This is a genomic window from Microbacterium sp. JC 701 (genome assembly GCF_021026215.1).
Lineage (GTDB): Bacteria > Actinomycetota > Actinomycetes > Actinomycetales > Microbacteriaceae > Microbacterium > Microbacterium algihabitans.
In genome coordinates this window covers 445,200-461,811 of record NZ_JAJNCV010000002.1, presented here as the reverse complement: position 1 = coordinate 461,811, position 16,612 = coordinate 445,200, and the positions used below count along the sequence as shown (strand labels likewise).

The window sequence follows — 16,612 nt, the reverse complement described above, 5'->3', positions numbered from 1 at the left end:
CCTAAGACGCCCGGACCGCTCATCGAGGGTGGGTGCGCGACGGGAGCGGGTGACGGCGCGAACTAGACTCGGGGGGTGTCTGAAATCACTCCTGATCTCGTGCGCCATCTCGGTGTGCTCGCCCGGATCCAGTTGAGCGACGAGGAGGTCCAGAGCCTCACCGGCCAGCTGGATGCCATCGTCGACAACATCGCGAAGGTGTCCGAGGTGGCCACGCCCGACGTCGTCGCCACGAGCCACCCGATCCCGCTCGAGAACGTCTTCCGCCCCGACGTCGTGCAGCAGCAGCTCACGCGCGAGCAGGTGCTGCAGAACGCCCCTGACCAGGCCGACGGCCGATTCCGCGTGACCGCGATCCTGGGAGAAGAGCAGTGACCGACCTCACCCGCCTGACAGCGGCGGATCTCGCCGCCAAGCTCGCCTCGTCCGAGGTCTCGAGCGTCGAGGCCACGCAGGCCCACCTCGACCGCATCGCCGCCGTCGACGGCGACGTGCACGCGTTCCTGCACGTGAGCGACCATGCCCTCGAGGTCGCGGCCGACATCGACCGCCGCCGCGCGGCGGGAGAGCAGCTGCACGAGCTCGCCGGCGTTCCGCTCGCGGTCAAGGACGTGCTCGTCACCACCGATATGCCCTCCACCAGCGGGTCAAAGATCCTCGAGGGCTACATGTCGCCCTACGACGCCACGGTCGTCGCGCGCTCGCGCGCCGCGGGCCTCGTGCCGCTGGGCAAGACCAACATGGACGAGTTCGCGATGGGCTCCTCCACCGAGTTCTCCGCCTACGGCCCCACCCGCAACCCGTGGGCCCTCGACCGCATCCCCGGCGGCTCCGGTGGTGGATCGGCCGCGGCCGTCGCCGCGTTCGAGGCGCCGCTCGCCCTCGGCTCCGACACGGGTGGCTCGATCCGTCAGCCCGCGCACGTCACCGGCACGGTCGGCGTCAAGCCCACGTACGGCGGCGTGAGCCGTTATGGCGCGATCGCCTTGGCATCCAGCCTCGATCAGGTCGGCCCGGTCACGCGCACCGTGCTCGACGCGGGTCTTCTTCACGACGTCATCGGCGGTCACGACGCGAACGACTCGACCTCGCTGTCCGACGCGTGGCCCTCGTTCGCCGCCGCCGCCCGCGAGGGCGCGACCGGCGAGGTCCTCAAGGGACTCAAGGTCGGCGTCATCCGCGAGCTCGACGACCGCGGCTTCCAGAAGGGCGTGTCGGACTCGTTCCGCGCATCGCTGGCAGCCATGGAGGCGCAGGGCGCCGAGATCATCGAGATCAGCGCCCCGCACTTCGAGTACGGCGTCGCCGCGTACTACCTGATCCTTCCCGCCGAGGCCTCGAGCAACCTGGCGAAGTTCGACTCGGTGCGCTTCGGCATGCGCGTGAACCCGCAGGGGGCCGCGACCGTCGAGAACGTCATGGCCGCGACGCGCGACGCGGGCTTCGGTCCCGAGGTCAAGCGCCGCATCATCCTCGGCACCTACGCCCTGTCGGCGGGATACTACGACGCCTACTACGGCAGCGCGCAGAAGGTCCGCACGCTCATCCAGCACGACTTCGACGCCGCGTTCTCGCAGGTCGACGTCATCGCGACGCCCTCGGCGCCGACCACGGCCTTCCGCCTCGGCGAGAAGATCGACGACCCGCTGCAGATGTACCTCAACGACGTGACCACGATCCCCGCGAACCTCGCGGGCGTGCCCGGCATCTCGGTGCCGAGCGGTCTCGCCGAGGAAGACGGCCTGCCCGTCGGCATCCAATTCCTCGCCCCCGCCCGCGAGGACGCCCGCCTCTACCGCGTCGGCGCAGCCCTCGAAGCGCTGCTCGTCGACCAGTGGGGCGGCCCGCTGCTCGACAAGGCTCCCTCCCTTCGACAGGCTCAGGGACCGGAAGGAACGCTCTGATGGCGAAAGACGCACTCATGGACTTCGACGAGGCACTCGAGATGTTCGAGCCCGTCCTCGGCTTCGAGGTGCACGTCGAGCTCAACACCGCGACCAAGATGTTCTCGGCGGCGCCCAACCCGGCGAACGAGGCCCACCACGGTGCCGAGCCGAACACGCTCGTCGCTCCCGTCGACATGGGTCTTCCCGGTGCCCTGCCCGTAGTGAACGCCGAGGCGATCCGCTCGTCGATCAGCCTGGGCCTCGCCCTTGGTTGCTCGATCGCGCCGTCGAGCCGCTTCGCGCGGAAGAACTACTTCTATCCCGACCTCGGCAAGAACTACCAGATCTCGCAGTACGACGAGCCGATCGCCTTCGAGGGCTCGGTCGAGGTCGAGCTCGAAGACGGCACCCTCGTGACCGTGCCGATCGAGCGCGCGCACATGGAAGAAGACGCCGGCAAGCTCACCCACATGGGCGGGGCGACCGGTCGCATCCAGGGCGCGGAGTACTCGCTGGTCGACTACAACCGCGCAGGCGTGCCGCTCGTCGAGATCGTCACGAAGCCCATCTTCGGTGCGGAGCACTCCGCCCCCGCACTGGCGAAGGCGTACGTCGCGACCATCCGCGACATCGTGCGCGGCCTCGGCATCTCGGAGGCCAAGCTCGAGCGCGGAAACCTCCGCTGCGACGCGAACGTGTCGCTGCGCCCCCGCGGCCAGGAGAAGCTCGGCACCCGCACCGAGACCAAGAACGTGAACTCCATGCGTTCGGTCGAGCGCGCGGTGCGCTACGAGATCCAGCGTCAGGCCGCGATCCTCGCCAAGGGCGGGACGATCACGCAAGAGACCCGTCACTGGCACGAGGACACCGGTCGCACCTCTCCGGGGCGTCCGAAGTCGGATGCCGACGATTACCGCTACTTCCCCGAGCCCGACCTGCTGCCGGTCGTGCCCGCACCCGAGCTGATCGAGGAGCTGCGCGCCGCGCTCCCCGAGCCGCCCGCTGCGCGCCGTCGCCGTCTGAAGGGCGAGTGGGGCTTCACCGACCTCGAGTTCCAGGACGTCGCCAACGGCGGCCTGCTCGACGCGGTGGCCGACACGATCGCCGCGGGAGCCGCTCCGGCCTCGGCCCGCAAGTGGTGGACGGGTGAGATCACCCGCGTCGCCAACGCGCAGGAGCGCGACGCCGCCGACCTCGTGTCGCCCGAGAACGTCGCCGCTCTGCAGAAGCTGATCGACGCCGGCACCCTCACCGACAAGCTCGCGCGCCAGGTGCTCGAGGGCGTCATCGCCGGAGAGGGCACCCCCCAAGAGGTCGTCGACGCCCGCGGTCTGGCCGTGGTCTCCGACGACGGGGCGCTCATCGCGGCGATCGACGAAGCCCTCGTCGCCCAGCCCGACGTGCTCGCGAAGATCCGCGACGGCAAGGTGCAGGCCGCCGGTGCCGTGATCGGCGCGGTCATGAAGGCCATGAAGGGCCAGGCCGACGCCGCGCGCGTGCGCGAACTCGTGCTGGAGCGCGCCGCCGCTCTGTAATCGACACCGGATGCCACGGCACCGCGCCCCGCGAGGGGTGGGGCCGTGGCATCCGTCGTTTCCGGTCCGAGGTGGGTCACAACCTCGGTGATCCGCGCACGCTCAGTCGGTTTCGCGCGACGCGGGCTGAGCTCGTGCGGATCGCTGAGCTCGCGCCGCGGGGCCGATGTCGGAGGTCCGGGGGAGAATGGATGCCATGGGACGAGGTGACGGAACGGGGCGCATCGTCTCGCGCCCCGACGCCGATGACACGGGCACCGGCATCCTGCACGTCGACATGGACGCGTTCTTCGCCTCGGTCGCCGTGCTCGACGATCCGTCGCTCGCCGGCAAGCCGCTCATCATCGGCGGGTCGGAGGGGCGTGGTGTCGTCTCGAGCGCCTCGTACGAGGCCCGCCGTTACGGCGTGAAGTCGGCCATGCCGGTGGCGATCGCGCTGCGCATGTGTCCCACCGCCATCGTCGTCAACCCGCCGTACCACCGCTACACCGAGATGTCTCGGCAGGTCATGGCGATCTTCCACGACGTCACCCCGCTGGTCGAACCGCTCTCGATCGACGAGGCCTTCCTCGACGTCCGCGGTGCGCGGCGGCTGTGGGGGAGCCCGGGGACCATCGCCCGCGACCTGCGCGCCCGGGTGAAGGCCGAGACGGGGCTGACCTGCAGCATCGGCGTCGCGGCGACCAAGCACGTCGCCAAGATGGCCTCCACGATCTCCAAACCCGACGGGCTGCTCGTGGTGGCCGAGGCCGACACCGAGGCGTTCCTGCGCCCACGTTCGGTGCGCGCGCTGTGGGGGGTGGGGCCCAAGGCCGCCGAGGCGCTGGAGTCCCGCGGCATCCGGCTCATCTCCGACATCCTCGACACCCCGCGTCCCGCGCTCGATCGGGTTCTCGGTCCCGCGATGGGCGAGCGCATCTGGCACCTCTCGCGCGGTATCGACGCCCGCGAGGTGCACACGGGGCGCTCCGAGAAGAGCGTCGGCCACGAAGAGACGTTCCACACCGACATCTCCGACACCCGCACGCTGCACGTCGAACTCCGCCGGCTCGCCGATCGCGTGGGCGCGCGCCTGCGCACGCAGCAGTACGAGGCGGCGACGATCTCGATCAAGGTGCGCTTCTCCGACTTCACCACCCTGAGCCGCTCACGCACGCTGCCCGAACCCACCTCGGTCGGCCAGCGCATCGGCGACGCCGCCATCGAGTTGTTCGACGCGATCGACCGACGCCAGGCCGTGCGCCTGGTCGGTGTGCGCGGAGAGAAGCTCAAGCCGGCGGCGATGGCCGCCACCCTGTGGGACGACGACGCCGAGTGGCGCCGCGTCGAGGGGGCACTCGACGACGCCACGACGCGCTTCGGCCGGGGCGCCGTCACTCGCGGTTCGCTGCTCGGGCCGTCGCGCGGCGGGGGAGCCCTCCCCACCAACCCCCGGCCCTCGTACGACCACTGACACGCGGACCGCGGTCGCGCAACGCCCCTCGGCGCTCCGACGCCGGGCCGCTACGGTGGAGCCATGCCCAACATCGCTTTGGAACTCGGCAAGCAGGCCACCAGCTTCGGCGTCACCTCCGCCTACGGCGAGCAGCAGGACGTCGACGGCGTTCGCATCGTCCCCGTCGCCCTCACCTGGGCCGGGTACGGCGGCGGCTCCGACGAGCAGGGCAACGGTGGCGGCGGGGGCGGCGGATACACGCTTCCGCTCGGCGCCTACATCCGTCGCGGAGACGACCTGCGGTTCGACCCGAACCTCGTGTCGCTGCTCGCCGTCGGCATCCCGTTCGTGTGGGTGGCCGGTCGCGCCCTCAGCCGTGTCATCCGCGCCCTCAAGAAGTAACGCGGACCCCCTCGACGACGCTCTCACCGCGGCCGTGGCCGCGATGTCGGCGCGCGTCGTCGAGATCGGCGCGTCGAACCCTGTCGTCGTCATCGACGGTCGCAGCGGAGCCGGCAAGAGTTCGCTCGCCCGTCGCCTCGTGGCCGCGTGGCCGGGGCGCGGGCGCGTGCAGATGGTCGCCCTCGACGACGTGTATCCCGGGTGGGACGGCCTCGCCGCGGGCGCTGACTACGCTCGCGAGACGATCCTGCTCCCGCACGCGCGTGGACTGCTCGGCGTGTGGGAGCGATGGGATTGGGAGCTCGACGAGCGTGCCGAGGCATACGCCATCGACCCGTCCCTCCCACTGGTCGTTGAGGGGTCGGGCCTCTTGACTCCCGAGGTCGCCCGGTTGGCCGACCTCACCGTGTGGGTCGAGGCCCCGACCGACTCCCGGCGTACGCGGGCACTCGCACGTGATGGCGAGACCTACCGCCCGCATTGGGATCGGTGGGCTGCGCAAGAAGACGCGCACCTCGCCGCGCACGACCCCGCGGCCCGCGCCGGGCTCCGGGTGCGCCTGCCGTGATGCCCCGCCGGGGAGCGTCTCAGCGTCGGTCGAGCGCCGTCATCAGCCCGTCGAGGCGATAGCCGATCCAGTCGTACACCCCGAAGCGCGGGTCGTCGGGGTGATGGTCGTCTTCGGTCCGGATGCCGAGGCGCGTGGCCAGCACGAGGCGCAGCGCCGACAGCGTCCGCATCCAGGCGAGGGCCTCGGTCTCGCCGAGCGCGATGGTGATCGTCGCGTCGGGATCGTCTTCGGCTGAGCGATCGCCGCCGTCGAGGCCGAGCGTCTGCAGGAGCACCGCGGCATCCTGAGCCCGCCTCTCGAGCAGGTCGCCTCCCGTCAGCCGGCGGAACTCGCGACTCGCGGCCTCGTCGTCGGGGTAGGCGTCGGGGAACAGCCGCGCGACGGCGGGGTCGTCGTCAGCCCGCGAGTCGGCCAGCAGGTCGCGGAACTGGCCCACGATCCCGGCGAGGTGGAGGGCTTCGAGACCGCTGATCTCGAGCACGACGATCCGCTCGCTCACGAGGGGTCCTTCCTGACGGTGGCCCAGAGGCCGAAGTCGTGCATGGCTTGCACGTGAGCCTCCATGACCTCGCGCGGACCGCGTGCGACGACGGCATGACCGTCGTGGTGCACAGCGAGCATGAGGCGGTGGGCGGTCGGAGTGTCGAACCCGAAGTAGGTGCGGAAGACGTGGCTCACGTAGCTCATGAGGTTCACCGGGTCGTTCCAGACGACGGTCTGCCACGACGACGGCGGCTCCGGGGTCGTCTGCCGATCGCGCTCGATGTCGAGATCGGGCGTCGCGAGCGGAGCCATCACGCCCACCCCAATTGGTGCAATCGGTCGTCGTCGATTCCGTAGAAGTGTGCGATCTCGTGGACGAGGGTCGTGTGGATCTCGTCGCGCAGCGCGGTCTCGTCGTCGCACACCGCGAGATGCGGTTCGCGGTACAGGATGATGCGGTCGGGGAGCTCGCCGACGCCGTAACGATCCCGTTCGGTGAGGGCCCAGCCGTCATATAGCCCGAGCAGATCGAGCGATCCGTCTTCCGGGCGGTCCTCGACGACGAACACGACGTTGTCGAGGCCGTCGACCATGTCGTCGGGAAGCCGATCGAGCTCGTCGACGACCAGCGCCTCGAATGCGTCAGCATCGAGCTGCAGAGTCGCGGGCGCGTCGACGTCGTCGTGCACGGCGGGCCTCCCGGGGTCTTCGGCCGTTCCAGCGGATGCCGCGGGCGCGAGCCATGGCATCCGGCTTCGATTCTACGGGCGCGGGAGGCCGATGCGCCGGAGATCGGCCGCCTTACGCACCGATCGTGCGGTTAGGCTCGTGAGGGACGACGACGGAGGGGGTCGCCATGGCGGCGAAGCGGGCGATCAGCGGAATCTGCCGTGATTGGCCCGCCGAGAGCGGGTTCATCCGCGAGGTGTTGGACCGCATCGGCGACAAGTGGACGATGCTCGTGGTCAGCACGCTCGGCGAGCAGTCGCTGCGCTATTCCGACCTGCACGCGAGCATTCCGGGCATCTCGCAACGCATGCTCACCGTGACGCTGAAGGCCCTCGAGCGCGACGGCCTGCTCACCCGAACGGCGTACGCCGAGGTACCGCCGCGCGTGGAGTACGAACTCACCGACCTCGGACGCTCGCTGGGTGCCGCCGTCCGGGCGATGGCCGTGTGGGCTGCGACGAATCACGAGGCCGTCGCGGCCAGTCGTGCAGCCCACGCTGAGGGCGGCGTCGGCCGAGAGGGCGCTCGGCGTGCGCGCTCCCGGCCGGGGCCTGTCATCGCTCCGGCGTCGTGACGATCAGCTCGTTCGTCGAACGGTCGACGTAGAGCTCCCAGTAGCGCTCCGCGATGTCGCGCGCGGGGAGGAAGGGGCCTCCGAACGACGGCTGCTCGTCGGCGATCATGAGCGCGATCGCCACGTGGGCGACGAAGACGCCCGAGTCCGCCAGCGAGGTGCCCACGTTGAGCGCCCAGTTGCGGAGGGCCGCCCCGCCGACCGTCACGTTTCCGTACCGCGGCACCGGGTAGACCGAACCTGCTCCCGTGGTGAAGAACAGTGCGCCCGCGCCCGTCGCCAGCATCTCGGGGAGCACTTCGTCGGTCGCCGTCATCGCGCCGTAGAGGTAGTACTCGATCTGCGGCTGCACGTTCTGCGCGGTGGTCGCGCGGATGTCGACCGGGGCGAGGGGGCCGGCCGAGGCGTCGGCGGGGGAGTACTCGAGCACGTCGATGGCGCCGAACCGGTCGCGCGCCGCGGCGAGGGCCGACCGCAGGGCCGGGCGGTCGAGGACATCGGCGGCGAACCCCGCCGCGGTGACGCCCTCGGCCGCGAGCTGCGCGACGAGACCGTCGAGCTTGGCGGCGTTGCGGGCGATGAGGGCGACGTCGAACCCTTCGGCTCCGAATCGTCTCGCGAGGGCGAGCCCGAGTCCGGGTCCGGCGCCGATGATCGCGATGGTGGGCATGCGTGTTCTCCCGTTCGTGGATGGCGCCGCGCAGCGGCGCCGGAGGTGTCGGGAGCCAGTGTGCGCGGGTGCGTAGACGGGTACAAAAGGCACATCGAGGTACCTGAGACGCCCGGATCACCGTCGGGGGGAGAAGCCGATGGGCGGGGAACGACAAAGGCCCGGGAGCGATGCTCTCCGGGCCTTCGTGAGGTTGGGGTGGCTAACGGGACTTGAACCCGCGGCCCCCGCGACCACAACGCGGTGCTCTACCAACTGAGCTATAGCCACCATGTGTCTGCCGCAGCAGACAACTGAACGATTATGTCATACGTCCAGTGCGAACGACGACACGGCCGAGGCCGAGACGGCCTTCGCTTCGTCGCTCGTGGGGCCCGGCTGCGGCACGAAGACCGCGGCGCGGTAGTAGGCGAGCTCGCGGATCGACTCGAGGATGTCGGCCAGGGCGCGGTGCCCGCCGTTCTTCTTCGGAGCCTGGAAGTAGGCGCGCGGGTACCAGCGGCGCGACAGTTCTTTGATGCTCGAGACGTCGACGTTGCGGTAGTGCAGCCAGCGGTCGACGCGCGGCATGTACTTCGCGAGGAACATGCGGTCGGTGCCGATCGTGTTGCCGGCCAGCGGCGCCTTGCCCTCGGTCGGAGCGAAGCGCTGAATGTACTCGAGCACCTGGAACTCGGCGTCTGCGAGGCTCACGCCGTGGGGGATCTCGTCGAGCAGGCCCGACGAACGGTGCATCTCGGTGACGAACTCGCCCATGTTGGCGAGGGCCGAGGCGTCGGGCTTGATGACGATCTGGAACCCGGGGTCGAGCACGTTCAGCTCGAAATCGGTGATGACGACGGCGATCTCGACCAGTTCGTCGACGGCCAGGTCGAGGCCTGTCATCTCGCAGTCGATCCAGACGAGCCGGTCGTTCTCGGAGGCGTTTACCATCCCCACATCCTACTGACGGGGTACGACATCGGATCTGGTCCCCCAGACACGATTCGAACGTGTGACCGGCGTCGCGACCTATGCCGCGATGGTGCGCGATATCACCCAGCAGGTGGAGCCCAAAAGGCGACGACGGTCTCTGGTTCTGTCGGCGGTTTTCCACGGCCTCGCATTCACGATCATGACGGCGCTCCTCATCTTCCGGATTGCGGCGGGAAATGCAGTCACCCCGGTCGTTTTCGTGGGTGGCTTCCTGGTCATCATGGAGCTCGTCCTGTTCGTCTGGGCGCTGCAACAGATTGGCCGGCGGACTCAGCCCCGGTGACCGGATGGTTGACGTCCGGGCGATCGCGCCGGGACGGCGGCTCGACCACGAGGTCGACAGGCGTGAACAGTAGTCTCGGCCCATGGACAAGGCGTCGCCGCTCTTCACCGCCGGTGTGATCCCCTTGGGAGCGGCCACTATCGCCTTCGCTGGCGCAGGTTGGTGGCTGGCTGCTCTGTGCGCCGGAGCTGCCGCCGGGCTGTGCTTTTCCTGTCGCGCCGTGCTGCTGCGGAGCGAGGCATGCCGCACGACGATGGCGCGGATGACCAGGGGCTCTAGCTTCTGATGCACCGCGTGGTGTCAGAGCTCACCGCCTGACCCCATCTGAGAAGCGCTCAGCCACCACGGGCGCTGGATTGCTCCTCGCGCGGTACGACCGGCGGGTTGTAGAAGCATGTCGCGAAAACCACAGCGAGGCCGGCGATGTGGAGCGCGAATCCGACCGTGCGCCACGCCCCTTCGGACAGATAGCCGAGGACCATGCCACCGACCCATGCGACGATGCCGCAGGTGACCAACAGGCGCTTGATGAGAGTGCGACGATTGTTCACCGCGCGGAGCCTCCTCAGGCTCGATGGGGGACAACGTCCCCCAGACACGATTCGAACGTGTGACCGGCGGATTAGAAGGCCGCTGCTCTATCCACTGAGCTACTGGGGGTCGGCGACCAGGATATCGCCCGGCGCTCCGGCGCGTGCGCCAGCCCCTGGCGGACACCGCCGCGGCGGGCGTACCCTCCCGGCAACGAGAGCAAAGGAGCACTCATGTCAGACACCGTGACCAAGCGCCTCTGGGTGGCCTACGGCCCGGCGGGCGTCGTCGGGAAGATCCAACGGGATGCCGAGGGCTTCAGCGTCCACATGGCGGGCAAGAACGAGCGGCTGGGCGTCTACCCCACGATGGAGATCGCCAAGAGCGCCCTTCACTCGCACCTCAAGCCCGGCAGCGACCGGCCGGAGTTCCGGGAGCACTGAGAGACGGGCGCCCCGTCCGTGCCGTTGTCGCCGGGCGGGGCGTCCCCCTGCCTGCGACAGGCGCGGCAGGTGTCGCCGCCTGCCCGCGTGGGGTGCGGACGGTGTCGCCTCGTGCGCGCGTTAGATTCGCGCCGCGCGGGTCGCCCGGGGCGCGGGCTTCGGGGCGGCGAGCAAGGGCATCGCGATGTGCACGAGGGGGCCGATCCCGAGCGCGAAGACGACGGTGCCGATGCCCACGGTGCCGCCCAGGAGCCATCCGAGCACGAGGACGGAGCCCTCGACCGACAGGCGGCACGCCCAGATCGGCCAGCCGAAGCGCGCGTGCATGCCGGTCATCAGTCCGTCTCGCGGCCCGGGGCCGAAGTGGGCTCCGATGTACAGACCGGATGCGAAGGCCACGATCACGACGCCGGCGACGAGCATGAGCACCTGCAGCCACAGCACGTCGGGGTGGGGGAGGACCCCCAGGGCGAGCTGGATGCTCGTGCCCACCAACAGAATGTTGGCCACCGTGCCGACCCCGGGCTTCTGACGCAGCGGGATCCAGAGCAGCAGGACGCACAGTCCGATGATGTTGGTCACCCATCCGATGCCGATTCCCGTCACGCGGGAGACACCCTCGGCGAACACGGTCCACGGGTCGACCCCGAGGCCGGCGGCGATGGTGAAGGCGCAGCCGACGCCGTAGAGGACCAGGCCGACGAAGAGACGGGTGATGCGGGATGCCATGAAGAGATCCAATCACGCGATTGGAATCAAGCCATAAGGCCAATTGCGATAATCTGGCCGCATGGACTCGCGCATCTCGGCTCGTACCCTCGCATCCGCCCTCGGGGGGTGGCGGGGAAGTGGTCCTGCGTACGAGGCGCTGGCAGACGGCATCCGCCTGCTCTGCCTCGACAACAGGCTCGCTCCCTCGACGGCGCTGCCCGCCGAACGCGAGCTCGCCGCCGCCCTGCACCTCAGCCGGACGACGGTCGCGGCCGCGTATCGCAGTCTGCGCGACTCCGGGCACATCGAGAGTCTGCGCGGGAGCGGGAGCGTGACCCTGCCCCTGCGGCGCACGGACCCCGGTCGGCACGACACCGACGACGTGGCCATCGGCCTGCAACAGGCCAGCCCTGCCGCGTGGCCCGGCCTTCCGGCGATCGTGCAGGAGGTGATGCAGGATGCGCCGGCGCTGGTCGCACGCATCGGATACGACGTCGTGGGTGACCTCGGTCTGCGACAGGCGATCGCCGACCACTACGCCCAACGAGGGCTCGCGACCACACCCGACCAGATCCTCGTGACGACGGGCGCGCAGAGCGCGATTCACCTGATCGCGTCGGTCCTTGTGGGCCGCGCCGACCGGGTCATGCTCGAGACGCCGACCTACCCGCACGCGGCCGACGCGTTCCGCCGCGTCGGCGCTCGCCTGATCGGTGTGCCGGTGGACCCTGCGTCGGGGTGGGATCTCGAGCGCGCCGAGCAGAGCTTTGCCCGCGCGCTGCCCACGCTCGCCTATCTCATGCCCGACTTCCAGAACCCGACGGGTCGGACGATGACCGCCTCGGAGTCGGACGCCTTTCTCGCGGGAGCGCAATCGGTGGGCACCGTGCTCGTGCTCGATGAGACCACCGCCCAGCTCGACATCGACCGCAGCTCGGGATCCGCGCCGTTCGGCGACGATGACCGGATCGTGCGGGTCGGATCCCTCGGCAAGACGGTGTGGGGAGGGCTGCGCGTGGGATGGGTGCGCGCGGCGCCCGAGATCGTGCGCCGACTGGCCAGCGGCAGACCCGTGCACGACTTGGGAACTCCCGAGATCGAACAGGCGATCGCGGCGCGCATCGTGCCGCGACTCGACGAGATCGCTCGCCAGCGGGGAGAACTGCTGCGCGCCGGACGCGACACCTTGGTGGCGGGGCTGCGGACACTGCTGCCGGAGTGGCAGGTGCCCGATGTCCGTGGCGGCGTCTCGCTGTGGGTCGGCCTCGGCGACCCGCTGAGCACCCCTCTCGTGATGAACGCCCGGGCCCGCGGGCTCGCACTGTCGGCGGGATCGCGGTTCGCTGTGGAGGGCGGCCACGATCGCCACCTGCGCGTGCCCTTCACCGCAGCCCCCGCCGCTCTCGAACAGGCCGCGCGCATTCTGCGCGACGCGTGGGACGACGTGCGCGGGGGACGGACGGCTGCTCCGCGCGAGGACTTCGCCACCGTCGTCTGACGCGGTCATCGCGCGTAGCGCAGGCATTCGACGGCGTCGCTCGACGACCAGAACTCGCCGAGTCTGCGGAAGCTGCCCGAGGCCGTGTGGAAGCGCTCGGCCGCGTACCGCCAGCCGCCGTCGGCCGCGATCGCGCGGATGTGGCCCACGACGATGCCGCGCGGATCGGCGATGCGCCACAGGCCCGCGGCGACGTGGGTCGCCGCGCCCCACCCGGCCGGGCGCGGTGCCGGGGCGAGGTCGTTCCAGAGTGCGGTGCTCATGGCCGTCACGGTAGACCGGACCTCCGACATCGCTCGTCGCGCGGTCGATGGACGCTTCTCCCCGCTGGACGGATCGTTCGGGTTATCCACAGATCGGCGGTTTCCCTCGGCGGCGCCCTCGTCGTTCCCGTCAGTCTTGCCGTGGCTCCGGCACCCGTCGGGCACACGGGTGCCGGAGCGCACACCACGACGAGAGGACACACGCATGAGCGATCACATCACCCTGGTGGGGAACATCACGGGCGAGTTGGACCAGCGGGCGACACGCGGGGGCGAGACCATCGCCGCATTCCGGCTGGCGGTGGGCGAGCGAAAGCTCGACCGGGAGCGCGGAGAGTGGGTGGACGGCCACACCAACTTCTACAACGTCTCGGTCTTCGGAGACCTGGGCGCGCACGCGCTCACCTCTCTGCGCAAGGGGCAGCGGGTGATCCTCACGGGGAGACTGCGGGTGCGCGAGTGGGAGAACGAGACCAAACGAGGGGTGAGCGCCGACGTCGTCGTCGACGCCATCGGCCACGACCTGCGCTGGGGGACCTCCCAGTTCACGCGCACGCCGCGCCCGCAGGCGGCGGTCGAACCGTCGGCGCACACGCCGACCGGCGCAACTGACGCCGACGGCTGGGCGGTTCCGGGCGCGGAGGTGGAGAGCACGCCGTCCGATGCCGGCGAATCGAGGCAGCCGGCGCTCGTGAGCGCGGAGGGGGGTGCGGGCCCGTTCTGAGGGCTGCGGCGGCGACGGGGACGGCGGCGAGGCGGCGGCGACGACGAAGGCACGGACGGGGTCGCTCGGGCGTATCCGTAGACTCGACCGCGTGGCTCGCCTTCTCGCTCGTCCTGTCGCCGTCCTCGCCCTCGCGGCCGCGCTGGGTCTCGCCGGCTGCACCGCGTCGCCCGCACCCGAGGCCGTGACCACGCCGGACGCCGCACCTCCGGTCGCCAGCGCCGCACCGACCGACGGGAGCACGTCCTCGTCGGCTCCTTCGGCCGATGCCTCGACGTCCGCGAGCGCTGCCGCCGCCGAGTTGCCGCTATTCACGCAGACCGTGCAGTCGGTCTGGTCGGGTCCCGATCAGGTCTCGGGTCGTGCCTACATCGACGCTTTGGTGGCTGCCGGCTTCGACAAGTCGGCGATGCAGGTCACCGCCGACGCGACGACGGTGGGCAACCCCGCCGAGAGCATCACCTTCTCGGTGCGCCTGGGCGACGAGTGCCTGGTAGGCCAGGTCGGACCGTCGATCGGCAACCCCGTCACCTCGGTGCTGCCCGCCCTGTCGTCGGGTGGATGCCTGATCGGACAGACGCGCGCCATCAACTGGTGAGCGGGGCGGCCCCCGCTCTCGTCGGTGCGCGGCGTCACCGCCCCTAGACTGGAACGGATATGGCCGAATACATCTACTCCATGGTCCGCGCCCGCAAGGCTGTGGGCGACAAGCTGATCCTCGACGACGTCACGATGTCGTTCCTGCCCGGTGCCAAGATCGGCATGGTCGGCCCGAACGGCGCCGGTAAGTCCACGATCCTCAAGATCATGGCCGGTCTCGACACCCCCTCCAACGGCGAGGCCCGCCTGAGCCCCGGCTTCACGGTCGGCATCCTCATGCAGGAGCCCGAGCTCGACGACAGCAAGACCGTGCTCGAGAACATCCAGGACGGCGTGGCGATCAAGCCCAAGCTCGATCGTTTCAACGAGATCTCCGCCCTCATGGCCGACCCCGACGCCGACTTCGACGCGCTGCTCGCCGAGATGGGCACGCTGCAGGAGGAGATCGACGCCGCCGACGGATGGGACCTCGACTCCCAGCTCGAGCAGGCCATGGCCGCCCTGCGCACGCCCCCGGGCGACGCCTCGGTCGTGCCGCTCTCGGGTGGTGAGCGCCGCCGCGTCGCACTCGCGAAGCTGCTGCTGCAGAAGCCCGACCTGCTACTCCTCGACGAGCCCACCAACCACCTTGACGCCGAGAGCGTGCTCTGGCTCGAGCAGCACCTGCAGGCCTACAAGGGTGCGGTGATCGCGATCACCCACGACCGGTACTTCCTCGACAACGTCGCGGAATGGATCGCCGAGGTCGACCGCGGCCACCTGTACCCCTACGAGGGCAACTACTCGACCTACCTCGAGAAGAAGGGCCAGCGGCTCGAAGTCCAGGGCAAGAAGGACGCCAAGCTCGCCAAGCGCCTCAAGGAAGAACTCGAGTGGGTGCGCTCCAACGCCAAGGGTCGACAGGTCAAGTCGAAGGCCCGCCTCGCCCGTTACGAGGAGATGGCCGCCGAGGCCGAGCGCACGCGCAAGTTGGACTTCGATGAGATCCAGATCCCCGCGGGTCCGCGTCTCGGCGGAATCGTGATCGACGCCAAGAAGCTCGAGAAGCGCTTCGGCGACCGCTCGCTCATCAGCAACCTGAGCTTCAACTTGCCGCCGAACGGCATCGTCGGTGTGATCGGCCCCAACGGTGTCGGTAAGACGACGCTGTTCAAGACGATCGTCGGCCTCGAGCCCCTTGACGGCGGATCGCTGAAGATCGGCGAGACCGTCAAGATCAGCTACGTCGACCAGTCGCGCGCGAACATCGACCCCGAGAAGACGCTGTGGGAGGTCGTGTCCGACGGGCTCGACATCATCACCGTCGGCAAGACCGAGATCCCTTCGCGCGCCTACGTCTCGAAGTTCGGTTTCAAGGGACCCGACCAGCAGAAGAAGGCCGGCGTGCTCTCGGGTGGTGAGCGCAACCGTCTGAACCTGGCGATGACGCTGAAAGAGGGCGGCAATCTCCTTCTGCTCGACGAGCCCACCAACGACCTCGACGTCGAGACCCTCAGCTCGCTCGAGAACGCGCTGCTCGAGTTCCCCGGTTGCGCCGTGGTCATCACGCACGACCGGTGGTTCCTCGACCGCATCGCGACGCACATCCTCGCCTACGAGGGCACCGAGGAGCACCCCGACCAGTGGCACTGGTTCGAGGGCAACTTCGAAGCCTACGAGGCGAACAAGGTCGAGCGTCTCGGCGCCGACGCGGCCAACCCGTCACGGTCCACCTACCGCAAGCTCACGCGTGACTGACGCGAGCACCACCAGCGAGGGTCCGGCTCCGGCCGGGCCCTCGCGGCTGCACGTTCCGATCCACCTCCGGTGGGGCGACCTCGATGCGCTCGGACACGTCAACAACACGTCGATGCTCAAGCTGCTCGAAGAAGCGCGCCTCCGCGCGTTCTGGCGCGGCGACGGCGAGGGCGAGGCGCTCCCCACGGCCGTGTTCGACATGAGCGTGCTCGAAAGCGGCGGTGAACGCGCGACGCTCATCGCCCGGCAGGAGATCGAATACCTCCGCCCGGTCCCGTACAGCCAGCGTCCCCTCGACGTGCGCATGTGGATCGGTGCGATGGGCGGCTCGAGCGCCGACATCTGCTTCGAGGTCTACAGCCCCGCCGGCGACGCAGCCCCCGTGCTCTATGCACGTGCGACCGCCGTCGTCGTGCTCGTCGACACCGCCAGCGGTCGTCCCATCCGCTGGAGCGAGACCGAACGTGCGGCGTGGGGCCCCTATGTCGGCGACCCGATCGAGTACCGCCGGCGCTCCAGCAAGGGCTGACGGCGAGCGGCACAGCCCCCGCGAGACGCTGAC

General features: G+C 69.8%; 22 protein-coding genes and 2 tRNA genes. 14 read left to right on the top strand and 10 right to left on the bottom strand.

Features of this window, described 5'->3' with window-relative positions; all coding sequences use genetic code 11:
• The first annotated feature begins 75 nt into the window (after window positions 1-75).
• The 6 genes from gatC (at window position 76) to LPW41_RS10105 (ending at window position 5,826) form a co-directional block, all read left to right on the top strand.
• On the top strand, window positions 76-375 hold the full coding sequence (gene gatC, locus LPW41_RS10130; protein ID WP_058231460.1) for an Asp-tRNA(Asn)/Glu-tRNA(Gln) amidotransferase subunit GatC: 300 nt from the start codon (window positions 76-78) through the stop codon (window positions 373-375).
• A complete protein-coding gene (gene gatA, locus LPW41_RS10125) occupies window positions 372-1,904 on the top strand; it encodes an Asp-tRNA(Asn)/Glu-tRNA(Gln) amidotransferase subunit GatA (RefSeq protein WP_144834982.1) in 1,533 nt (510 codons plus the stop codon). The genes gatC and gatA overlap by 4 nt, the downstream gene beginning before the upstream one ends.
• Entirely contained in the window at window positions 1,904-3,421 is a 1,518-nt protein-coding gene (gene gatB / locus LPW41_RS10120; RefSeq protein WP_154096532.1) for an Asp-tRNA(Asn)/Glu-tRNA(Gln) amidotransferase subunit GatB, read from the top strand. Before gatA ends, gatB begins: the two co-directional genes overlap by 1 nt.
• Before the next feature lie 196 nt (window positions 3,422-3,617).
• Window positions 3,618-4,874: a DNA polymerase IV gene (locus tag LPW41_RS10115; RefSeq protein ID WP_144834986.1), complete on the top strand. Its 1,257-nt coding sequence runs from the start codon at window positions 3,618-3,620 to the stop codon at window positions 4,872-4,874.
• Between the two features lie 63 nt (window positions 4,875-4,937).
• Complete coding sequence (locus LPW41_RS10110) at window positions 4,938-5,258, top strand: hypothetical protein (protein WP_076675934.1); 321 nt, start codon at window positions 4,938-4,940, stop codon at window positions 5,256-5,258.
• The gene (locus LPW41_RS10105) at window positions 5,233-5,826 is read left to right on the top strand and encodes a hypothetical protein (RefSeq protein WP_230704729.1); all 594 of its coding nucleotides are present in this window, start codon (window positions 5,233-5,235) and stop codon (window positions 5,824-5,826) included. Before LPW41_RS10110 ends, LPW41_RS10105 begins: the two co-directional genes overlap by 26 nt.
• Before the next feature lie 19 nt (window positions 5,827-5,845).
• On the opposite strand, the gene LPW41_RS10100 is transcribed toward LPW41_RS10105, so the two are convergent.
• Genes LPW41_RS10100 through LPW41_RS10090 form a run of 3 tightly spaced genes read right to left on the bottom strand, consistent with a single transcriptional unit; the run spans window position 5,846 to window position 6,971 of the window.
• Window positions 5,846-6,328 (bottom strand): DUF2017 family protein, encoded by a 483-nt coding sequence (locus LPW41_RS10100; protein WP_230704728.1) that lies wholly within the window; start codon window positions 6,326-6,328, stop codon window positions 5,846-5,848.
• Window positions 6,325-6,633: an ATP-dependent Clp protease adapter ClpS gene (gene clpS / locus LPW41_RS10095; RefSeq protein ID WP_230704727.1), complete on the bottom strand. Its 309-nt coding sequence runs from the start codon at window positions 6,631-6,633 to the stop codon at window positions 6,325-6,327. The genes LPW41_RS10100 and clpS overlap by 4 nt, the downstream gene beginning before the upstream one ends.
• The gene (locus LPW41_RS10090; protein ID WP_154096764.1) at window positions 6,624-6,971 is read right to left on the bottom strand and encodes a metallopeptidase family protein; all 348 of its coding nucleotides are present in this window, start codon (window positions 6,969-6,971) and stop codon (window positions 6,624-6,626) included. Before LPW41_RS10090 ends, clpS begins: the two co-directional genes overlap by 10 nt.
• A gap of 197 nt (window positions 6,972-7,168) precedes the next feature.
• Here LPW41_RS10090 and LPW41_RS10085 point away from each other — a divergent pair, with 197 nt between their 5' ends.
• Window positions 7,169-7,615 carry a helix-turn-helix domain-containing protein gene (locus LPW41_RS10085; RefSeq protein ID WP_144834994.1) on the top strand — a complete coding sequence of 149 codons (447 nt, stop codon included), beginning with the start codon at window positions 7,169-7,171 and terminating at the stop codon, window positions 7,613-7,615.
• Here the strand turns inward: LPW41_RS10085 and LPW41_RS10080 are convergent.
• The 3 genes from LPW41_RS10080 to orn all read right to left on the bottom strand — a co-directional run bounded on the left by LPW41_RS10080 (window position 7,596) and on the right by orn (window position 9,218).
• Window positions 7,596-8,285, bottom strand: a complete 690-nt coding sequence (locus LPW41_RS10080) for an SDR family oxidoreductase (RefSeq protein ID WP_154096536.1) — start codon at window positions 8,283-8,285, stop codon at window positions 7,596-7,598. The two genes, LPW41_RS10085 and LPW41_RS10080, sit on opposite strands and share 20 nt — an antisense overlap.
• Window positions 8,286-8,479: 194 nt before the next feature.
• Window positions 8,480-8,555 (bottom strand) — tRNA-His (locus LPW41_RS10075).
• 36 nt (window positions 8,556-8,591) lie between these two features.
• Window positions 8,592-9,218, bottom strand: a complete 627-nt coding sequence (gene orn / locus LPW41_RS10070; protein WP_144834997.1) for an oligoribonuclease — start codon at window positions 9,216-9,218, stop codon at window positions 8,592-8,594.
• Window positions 9,219-9,279: 61 nt separating this feature from the next.
• On the opposite strand from orn, the gene LPW41_RS10065 reads away from it, so the two are divergent.
• Complete coding sequence (locus LPW41_RS10065) at window positions 9,280-9,543, top strand: hypothetical protein (protein WP_230704726.1); 264 nt, start codon at window positions 9,280-9,282, stop codon at window positions 9,541-9,543.
• A gap of 335 nt (window positions 9,544-9,878) precedes the next feature.
• On the opposite strand, the gene LPW41_RS10060 is transcribed toward LPW41_RS10065, so the two are convergent.
• Window positions 9,879-10,094: a hypothetical protein gene (locus tag LPW41_RS10060; protein WP_230704725.1), complete on the bottom strand. Its 216-nt coding sequence runs from the start codon at window positions 10,092-10,094 to the stop codon at window positions 9,879-9,881.
• Window positions 10,095-10,130: 36 nt separating this feature from the next.
• A tRNA-Arg gene (locus LPW41_RS10055) sits at window positions 10,131-10,203 on the bottom strand.
• 104 nt (window positions 10,204-10,307) lie between these two features.
• Here LPW41_RS10055 and LPW41_RS10050 point away from each other — a divergent pair.
• A complete protein-coding gene (locus LPW41_RS10050) occupies window positions 10,308-10,517 on the top strand; it encodes a methyltransferase (protein WP_144835001.1) in 210 nt (69 codons plus the stop codon).
• A 120-nt stretch (window positions 10,518-10,637) separates the two neighbouring features.
• Here LPW41_RS10050 and LPW41_RS10045 read toward each other — a convergent pair whose 3' ends face one another.
• On the bottom strand, window positions 10,638-11,246 hold the full coding sequence (locus LPW41_RS10045; protein WP_144835003.1) for a YitT family protein: 609 nt from the start codon (window positions 11,244-11,246) through the stop codon (window positions 10,638-10,640).
• A gap of 61 nt (window positions 11,247-11,307) precedes the next feature.
• Between LPW41_RS10045 and LPW41_RS10040 the strand changes: the two genes are divergently transcribed.
• Window positions 11,308-12,726 (top strand): PLP-dependent aminotransferase family protein, encoded by a 1,419-nt coding sequence (locus LPW41_RS10040; RefSeq protein WP_230704724.1) that lies wholly within the window; start codon window positions 11,308-11,310, stop codon window positions 12,724-12,726.
• A gap of 5 nt (window positions 12,727-12,731) precedes the next feature.
• Here LPW41_RS10040 and LPW41_RS10035 read toward each other — a convergent pair whose 3' ends face one another.
• Window positions 12,732-12,989, bottom strand: coding sequence for a hypothetical protein (locus LPW41_RS10035; RefSeq protein WP_186325583.1), 258 nt, complete (start codon window positions 12,987-12,989; stop codon window positions 12,732-12,734).
• Between the two features lie 205 nt (window positions 12,990-13,194).
• Between LPW41_RS10035 and LPW41_RS10030 the strand changes: the two genes are divergently transcribed.
• The 4 genes from LPW41_RS10030 to LPW41_RS10015 all read left to right on the top strand — a co-directional run bounded on the left by LPW41_RS10030 (window position 13,195) and on the right by LPW41_RS10015 (window position 16,579).
• The gene (locus tag LPW41_RS10030) at window positions 13,195-13,713 is read left to right on the top strand and encodes a single-stranded DNA-binding protein (protein WP_186325584.1); all 519 of its coding nucleotides are present in this window, start codon (window positions 13,195-13,197) and stop codon (window positions 13,711-13,713) included.
• 91 nt (window positions 13,714-13,804) lie between these two features.
• Window positions 13,805-14,311 carry a hypothetical protein gene (locus LPW41_RS10025; RefSeq protein WP_230704723.1) on the top strand — a complete coding sequence of 169 codons (507 nt, stop codon included), beginning with the start codon at window positions 13,805-13,807 and terminating at the stop codon, window positions 14,309-14,311.
• A gap of 59 nt (window positions 14,312-14,370) precedes the next feature.
• Window positions 14,371-16,050: an energy-dependent translational throttle protein EttA gene (gene ettA, locus LPW41_RS10020; protein WP_144835008.1), complete on the top strand. Its 1,680-nt coding sequence runs from the start codon at window positions 14,371-14,373 to the stop codon at window positions 16,048-16,050.
• Complete coding sequence (locus tag LPW41_RS10015) at window positions 16,043-16,579, top strand: thioesterase family protein (protein WP_144835010.1); 537 nt, start codon at window positions 16,043-16,045, stop codon at window positions 16,577-16,579. The genes ettA and LPW41_RS10015 overlap by 8 nt, the downstream gene beginning before the upstream one ends.
• Window positions 16,580-16,612: the final 33 nt, after the last annotated feature.

Coding starts and splice junctions, on each gene's coding strand:
- gatB (WP_154096532.1), top strand. CDS start 1,904: ATGGCGAAAGACGCACTCATGGACTTCGACGAGGCACTCGAGATGTTC.
- LPW41_RS10115 (WP_144834986.1), top strand. CDS start 3,618: ATGGGACGAGGTGACGGAACGGGGCGCATCGTCTCGCGCCCCGACGCC.
- LPW41_RS10110 (WP_076675934.1), top strand. CDS start 4,938: ATGCCCAACATCGCTTTGGAACTCGGCAAGCAGGCCACCAGCTTCGGC.
- LPW41_RS10085 (WP_144834994.1), top strand. CDS start 7,169: ATGGCGGCGAAGCGGGCGATCAGCGGAATCTGCCGTGATTGGCCCGCC.
- LPW41_RS10080 (WP_154096536.1), bottom strand. CDS start 8,285: ATGCCCACCATCGCGATCATCGGCGCCGGACCCGGACTCGGGCTCGCC.
- orn (WP_144834997.1), bottom strand. CDS start 9,218: ATGGTAAACGCCTCCGAGAACGACCGGCTCGTCTGGATCGACTGCGAG.
- LPW41_RS10050 (WP_144835001.1), top strand. CDS start 10,308: ATGTCAGACACCGTGACCAAGCGCCTCTGGGTGGCCTACGGCCCGGCG.
- LPW41_RS10045 (WP_144835003.1), bottom strand. CDS start 11,246: ATGGCATCCCGCATCACCCGTCTCTTCGTCGGCCTGGTCCTCTACGGC.
- LPW41_RS10040 (WP_230704724.1), top strand. CDS start 11,308: ATGGACTCGCGCATCTCGGCTCGTACCCTCGCATCCGCCCTCGGGGGG.
- LPW41_RS10035 (WP_186325583.1), bottom strand. CDS start 12,989: ATGAGCACCGCACTCTGGAACGACCTCGCCCCGGCACCGCGCCCGGCC.
- LPW41_RS10030 (WP_186325584.1), top strand. CDS start 13,195: ATGAGCGATCACATCACCCTGGTGGGGAACATCACGGGCGAGTTGGAC.
- ettA (WP_144835008.1), top strand. CDS start 14,371: ATGGCCGAATACATCTACTCCATGGTCCGCGCCCGCAAGGCTGTGGGC.